This is a genomic window from Flammeovirga aprica JL-4 (assembly GCF_012844305.1).
In the GTDB taxonomy this organism is placed as follows: Bacteria; Bacteroidota; Bacteroidia; order Cytophagales; family Flammeovirgaceae; genus Flammeovirga; species Flammeovirga aprica.
The window spans coordinates 1-6,693 of sequence record NZ_JABANE010000201.1 but is presented as its reverse complement, the minus strand read 5'-3'; the positions used below and the strand labels follow the sequence as shown (position 1 = coordinate 6,693).

The window sequence follows — 6,693 nt, the reverse complement described above, 5'->3', positions numbered from 1 at the left end:
TCTTCGGCTAATAAATAATCTCTATATAGTTCAAATGCATCAAATCTTTTCATAGAATAAAGATCGACTTTAAATCAAATAATGAAAAATCAAAATTTTAAAAGAGCGAAAGCTCAGTTAAGAATTTAAAATTGATGTGTTCTTTCTTCAATACCTCTCTTGAAAGAGTTTTTGATGTTTTGGTTTTGCAATCGTAAAAAACAATAGTATTATCGTCCTTATCAAGGAAGAACATATCATTTATCGTATTTCCTGGATAGTAATCCGTATAGTTCTCAAATGTCTCTAAAGTTTTTCCATTATCATCAAACAATGTATAATCATGCTCTGACGAACCTTCTTCTCTGATTAAAAAATAATTTTCACCTATACGATAAATTTTTTCATAAGAAGGCAGTAAAATATAATCGCCTTTAGTATTAATCACACCAAACAGCTCTTCTGAATGCTCATTTAAACTAGCTTTTACGATGGCGGTACCATTTATGAAATTTTCTGCTTCTTTAAACTGAAACGGAATAGCTAATCCACCGTCTTCATCTAAATAGCCATAAGTATAGCTTATTGCTTGACCATAATAACCTACTTCAGATGAGCATGATTTATATAGTTTTTTATCCCCCGTTTTCACGGCATTACCCGAAATTTCTTCTCTATCACGGAACCACTTATTATCATAAAGAATACTGTCTTTCAAAATATGATATTGCCTTAAATTTTTGTAAAGTTTGAAAGTTGTATTGTTGAAGTGTTCCACCATTTTATAATTAAATCCTGTATAACTCTCCAGGTTTGTGCCGTAAACAGCCCAGTCCCTGTTTATCTTTAGGAATACATGCCCCACTTCCTGTTTTATATCTGTGAAAGAAGGTGCTGTGTAAAACTCTTTTGTCATCAGTCCCTTCAAACTATTCTTGGTATAAACATCATAAGTAAAATCAGTGAACTCTATATGGTCAACATCCATTACTTTTTCCTCATCATAAGTATAGCAAGAGTACGTTTCATCTTCATTTTTCACCCAGAAACAGCCATCGTAAAAATATTCTAAACCTTTTGACTTTTGAAGCACTTTTTTAGCCTGTGTATCATAGAGGAAATATTGACCATTCTTTTGCATTACTAAATAATGATCTCTTTTTTTATTGAATGCTCCTTTCAATACAGTTGTCTTACCCTGTGGAGTAATAAGATAGGTTTCGTTGTAATCTGATGCAATACCATAATTGTCTAAATTTTCTTCAAGCAAAAGATCCTTTTCTAGAATATTGACGATCCTTCCTTTCAAATCTATTACGATTTTGTTATAAAGTATATAATACCCTCTCAGTGATGTATAAGGTTTTCTTTTTCCATTATAATGAGACCAAGACGCAAAATTCTCATCATATAAAGCGGTATAATATTCTTTACTCACTGTATTCTCCAAACACCATAGAAAACAAGCTCTTGTTCTAAATGAAGCACTTGAATATCCCTCCGAACCAATATAAAATGATCTATTGCTTGAAGCTATATAATTCGCGTTCCAATCGTCATTCTGCTTAGGATCAGACACCCAGTTTCCAAGGCTATCTATCACTCCTTTAATAGAATTTGACTCCACAGAAGCATACCCACCTGTAAAAAGATGGACGCCATCAAAATGAAAAGGAATAACAGTCTCTCCTTTCAAGTTTAAATAACCCCACTTTCCATCTTTTAGGGCACTGACTTTACCTTCCGATGGCACATCTATCAATTCATATTCAAATGGAATCACAAGTACTCCTTGCCCGTTGATCATACCGTATTTACCATTTTTCTCAACGATATGATGCCCTTCAACTTTAAGGCCTATAAAATCAGCTTTGAAATCCCCTTTGAATGTTAATTGATCGAGATCATTCATAATTAATTCCTGACCTTTCCTTTCAATAATAGTGATGTCAGGGTTTTCTGATTTAATGTGCTCAAAAATCAATTTGAATTTCTCATTGGAGTCATTAAAACTCTTTACCAGGGATGATTTATCACCAAAATCAAAGGCTTCAATTGCATTTCCCAAGGTTTCAAAAAGCTGCGTAAATAATTGATCGAAATCTTCCCCTGCCTCCTCTTTTATATGTTCTGGCTTTTTACCTACCGGTATCGTTGAGGCAATTCTGATCACAGAATCCGCTTCTGTCTCTTGGACTTCCTTTTTGGGAAAATAATGTTTTTCTAAAGTGGTATTATTAAAGTATGTAACCATCATAATGGCACACGCAAACAACCCAAAAAATAAGAATATAGCTTTGCTTTTATTCATTGCTGAAGAATAAATTAGTTTAGAAAATTAGTTTGCTATTGAAAGTAATTAGTGGTTTTTATGTTTTTTATTTAAAGCATCTAATACATTCATTGGTGTAAATGTAATAAAACAAGAAAATATTAACAGTGATTTTGATGACCTTTTTTCTTTACCGCCGGTTATTAAGTACTGGGACAAATGAAAACGAGTGTTTCGTAGACCCATAATTGAAATTATGGGCTTTTGGGAAGATAACTCACCGATCCAATTTTGATTAAAATATTTGACTTATCCGCATTAAATGGATAAAAACCTATAAATCTTTGAGACTTACCAAGTTAATAATGAAAGTTGAAAAATGTGATGTCTTCCCAAAAGCCCATGACTTCTAGTCATGGTGCACGATATTTTATCCTATTGCTTTTGGCACAGTACTTAATTCTTCATTCGGGTTCTTCTTATTACACCTTTCATTATTTATTTATAAATTTACAGTATGAGAAAGTTCCCAATTGGCATTTCAGATTTTAAAGAAGTAATACAAGAAAATTACTACTACGTCGATAAATCATTATTTATTGAAGAGATAATCAATAGCAGTGGTAAATCCATATTAATTCCTAGACCCAGACGCTTTGGGAAAACCATTAATATGTCGATGCTCAAAGTTTTTTTTGATATCACAGAAAAGAATGAATGGCTTTTTGATGGACTAAAAATCAAGGAATCTGATACTTGGGTACAACAAGGGAAACACCCTGTTATCTTTCTCACTTTCAAGGATATAAAGGAGATGACTTTTGAAGAATCTGTTGAAAAAATAACAGAATTAGTCAAAGAATATATCAAAACATGTGATCTGAATTTTATCAAATCCAAAATTGATAAAAACGATCAAGATTATATTGATAAGTTTTTAAACGGTAAAATATCAAAAGTCGAACTATCTCTTTTCTTAAAATATTTTTCTCACATTTTAGAGAAAGTTTATGGCAACAAAGTAGTTCTGCTTATTGACGAATACGACTCCTGTATCATCAAAGCTTGGTCTGAAGGTTACCATAATGAAATGGTTTCTTTTATGAGAAATTTCCTTTCTGGAGGTTTTAAAGATAATGCTGCATTACACAAAGGAGTCATTACGGGAATTCTGAGAGTGGCTAAAGAAAGTATTTTCTCTGGATTAAATAACCTCAAAGTCTATTCTGTATTAAATAATTTTGCTTCTGATAAATTTGGTATTACTGAAAATGAAGTCAAACAAATATTGATTGATATTGGAGAGGAAGACAACTTTGAAGAGGTAAAATACTGGTATAATGGCTATAATTTTGGAAAGAGTCAGGTCTACAATCCTTGGTCTGTGATCAACTATGCTGATGATGTAGAAAGTGGACCTCAACCCTACTGGGTAAACACTTCAGCCAATGAACTGATTGAAGTTTTATTGACCAATGCCAATGCGGACCTTGAAAAGAAACTCACAGGTCTCATAGATGGTCAGGTAATGGTTTCTGAAATTGAAGAAACGACGATTTTTAAAGATTTGGATGAAGGACATGAAAAAACAGTTTTGGGGTTACTCTTATTTAATGGCTACCTCACTGCTGTAAATAGAAATCAGAAAGATGACGGTTTTTTTGAATACGGTTTAAAAATCCCTAATCGCGAAGTGCAGATGGTTTATTCTCAGATGCTGGAACGCTTACTCAACAAAGCTACCAATGTCAATAGCAGTGAAATTCTAACGGCACTTTTAGAACAAGATGCAGATGCCTTTGAGTATTATCTTTCTCAGTACTTGATGAATGCTTTCAGCTATCATGATGTCAGCCCAAAATCATTTCCAGAAAGAGTCTATCATGCTTTTGTACTAGGGTTGATGGCTCACCTTTCCAATAGATTTATAGTGAAATCTAACCCTGAAACTGGGCTAGGAAGAGCTGATTTATTGATTTATCCTAAAGATACTAACGATCCTCGTGGATGGATTTTAGAGTTTAAAGCTAAGAAACCTTATCAAAAACAAACTTTAGAGGAAATGGCAAAAGAAGCCATGCAACAGATTCATGATTCCAAATACATTACGACTTTACAGGAATTAAACAAAACGGAAATTATGCTTGTGGGTGCTGCTTTTGATGGGAAGGAAGTGGGATGTGTGATTGAGAAATTTTAGAGTAACAATACTCTAAAGGCAAAAAACGCTTTCCAGCCAATCGAAATGTCTCGTTTCATATTTTATTCATAACTTTACTTTATGAGAAAGTTCCCAATTGGCATTTCAGATTTTAAAGAAGTAATACAAGAAAATTACTACTACGTCGATAAATCACTATTTATTGAAGAGATAATCAATAGCAGTGGTAAGTCAATATTGATCCCAAGACCCAGACGCTTTGGGAAAACCATTAATATGTCAATGCTCAAAGCTTTTTTTGATGTTACTGAAAAGAATGAAGAGCTTTTTGACGGACTAAAAATCAAGGAATCTGATACTTGGGTACAACAAGGGAAATACCCTGTTATCTTTCTTACTTTCAAAGATGTAAAGAAAAACACGTTTGAAGCTTCTCTAAAGAAAATTTATCAAATATGCTTTGAATGGCTTTCTGAAAATAAAGAGATCCTTGATCATCCAAAATTAGATGAACTTGATAAAATTGCTTTAAACCAATTATTAAAAAAGGATTGGGATCAAGAGGACTTATCTAATTTTTTGAAAGTAGTTTCCTCTAAACTAGAAAAAATCTATAATCAAAAAGTAGTCATTCTAATTGATGAGTACGACTCTTGTATCATCAAATCTTGGACTGAAGGCTACCAAAAGGAAATGATAGATTTTATGCGGGATTTCCTTTCCGGAGGTTTTAAAGATAATTCTGCATTACACAAAGGGGTCATTACGGGAATTCTGAGAGTGGCTAAAGAAAGTATTTTCTCTGGCTTAAATAATTTGGTTACTTACAGTGTTTTGGATTATTCAACCGATGATAAATTCGGACTCACAGAAAGTGAAGTGAAAAAGCTTTTAGAAGATGCTAATATTCAAACTTCTTTTGATGATGTAAAAAAATGGTACAATGGCTATACAATTGGTCAGCAATCAGAGATGTATAACCCTTGGTCTATATTGAACTACGCTAATCAACCGACTCAAGGCCTTAAACCCTACTGGGTAAACACTTCTGCCAATGAACTGATTGAAGTTTTATTGACCAATGCCAATGCGGACCTTGAAAAGAAACTCACAGGGCTTATCGATGGGCAAGTGATGGTTTCTGAAATTGAGGAAACAACTATTTTTAAAGATTTAGATGCAGGAAAAGAGGAAACTGTTCTTGGATTACTGCTTTTCAATGGATATCTAACAGTAGCTTCATACAAACAAGTAGATAGAAGGTATTTTTATGGGCTAAAAATTCCAAACGAAGAGGTTAAAATTGTATATGATAAAATGCTGGAACGCTTACTCAACAAAGCTACCAATGTCAATAGCAGTGAAATTCTGACGGCACTTTTAGAACAAGACGCAGATGCCTTTGAGTATTATCTTTCTCAGTACTTAATGAATGCTTTCAGCTATCATGATGTCAGCCCAAAATCATTTCCAGAAAGAGTCTATCATGCTTTTGTACTAGGGTTGATGGCTCACCTTTCCAATAGATTTATAGTGAAATCTAACCCTGAAACTGGGCTAGGAAGAGCTGATTTATTGATTTATCCTAAAGATACTAACGACCCCCGTGGATGGATTTTAGAGTTTAAAGCTAAGAAACCTTATCAAAAACAAACCTTAGAGGAAATGGCAAAAGAAGCCATGCAACAGATTCATGATTCCAAATATATTACAACTTTACAGGAGTTGAATAAAACGGAAATTATGCTTGTCGGTGCAGCCTTTGATGGGAAAGAAGTGGGGTGTGTGATTGAATAGCATTGTATATAACCTCGCAAAAAGTTGAGGCAGTGCTTTACAAACACCGCCTGTTTTATCTTCTTTGTGATTTACTTGGAAAGGAAAGTGCGATCTAGTTCTAGGAAAACGTTGTAGTCTATGTCCCAAGTTTCTTTTGGTTCTTTTATTAATTCATTTACTAATTTCTTATACCAATTGTAATATTGATCAAAGAATGGATTTTTACATAACTTTAGAACTATCAACGCTTTTTCATTATTATAATCTCTTAAAAATGGAAATGAAAAATACGGTATTCCATCTGGTGCTATTTCTAAAGTAGGAAAAAGCTTATCATTTACATCTTGCAAGGTTTGATACTCTTCAAAATAAGGAAAGGCTTTTTCTTCTAATTGTTTATTTATATCTAATAAAACTGTATCTATATTTTCTGGATTTGCAACATTTTTTCGGATAAAAAGTTAAGCCACCTTTTGATTATATAATTCTAAAAACTGTTCTG

3 protein-coding genes are annotated in these 6,693 nt (G+C 33.1%); 2 read left to right on the top strand and 1 reads right to left on the bottom strand.

Features of this window, described 5'->3' with window-relative positions:
* Positions 1-97: 97 nt before the first annotated feature.
* On the bottom strand, positions 98-2,290 hold the full coding sequence (locus tag HHU12_RS32570; protein WP_169660911.1) for a WG repeat-containing protein: 2,193 nt from the start codon (positions 2,288-2,290) through the stop codon (positions 98-100).
* A 478-nt stretch (positions 2,291-2,768) separates the two neighbouring features.
* Here HHU12_RS32570 and HHU12_RS32565 point away from each other — a divergent pair, with 478 nt between their 5' ends.
* Both HHU12_RS32565 and HHU12_RS32560 read left to right on the top strand, forming a co-directional pair.
* Complete coding sequence (locus HHU12_RS32565; RefSeq protein WP_169660910.1) at positions 2,769-4,451, top strand: AAA family ATPase; 1,683 nt, start codon at positions 2,769-2,771, stop codon at positions 4,449-4,451.
* Between the two features lie 81 nt (positions 4,452-4,532).
* Complete coding sequence (locus HHU12_RS32560; protein WP_169660909.1) at positions 4,533-6,209, top strand: AAA family ATPase; 1,677 nt, start codon at positions 4,533-4,535, stop codon at positions 6,207-6,209.
* Positions 6,210-6,693: the final 484 nt, after the last annotated feature.

Coding starts and splice junctions, on each gene's coding strand:
- HHU12_RS32570 (WP_169660911.1), bottom strand. CDS start 2,290: ATGAATAAAAGCAAAGCTATATTCTTATTTTTTGGGTTGTTTGCGTGT.
- HHU12_RS32565 (WP_169660910.1), top strand. CDS start 2,769: ATGAGAAAGTTCCCAATTGGCATTTCAGATTTTAAAGAAGTAATACAA.
- HHU12_RS32560 (WP_169660909.1), top strand. CDS start 4,533: ATGAGAAAGTTCCCAATTGGCATTTCAGATTTTAAAGAAGTAATACAA.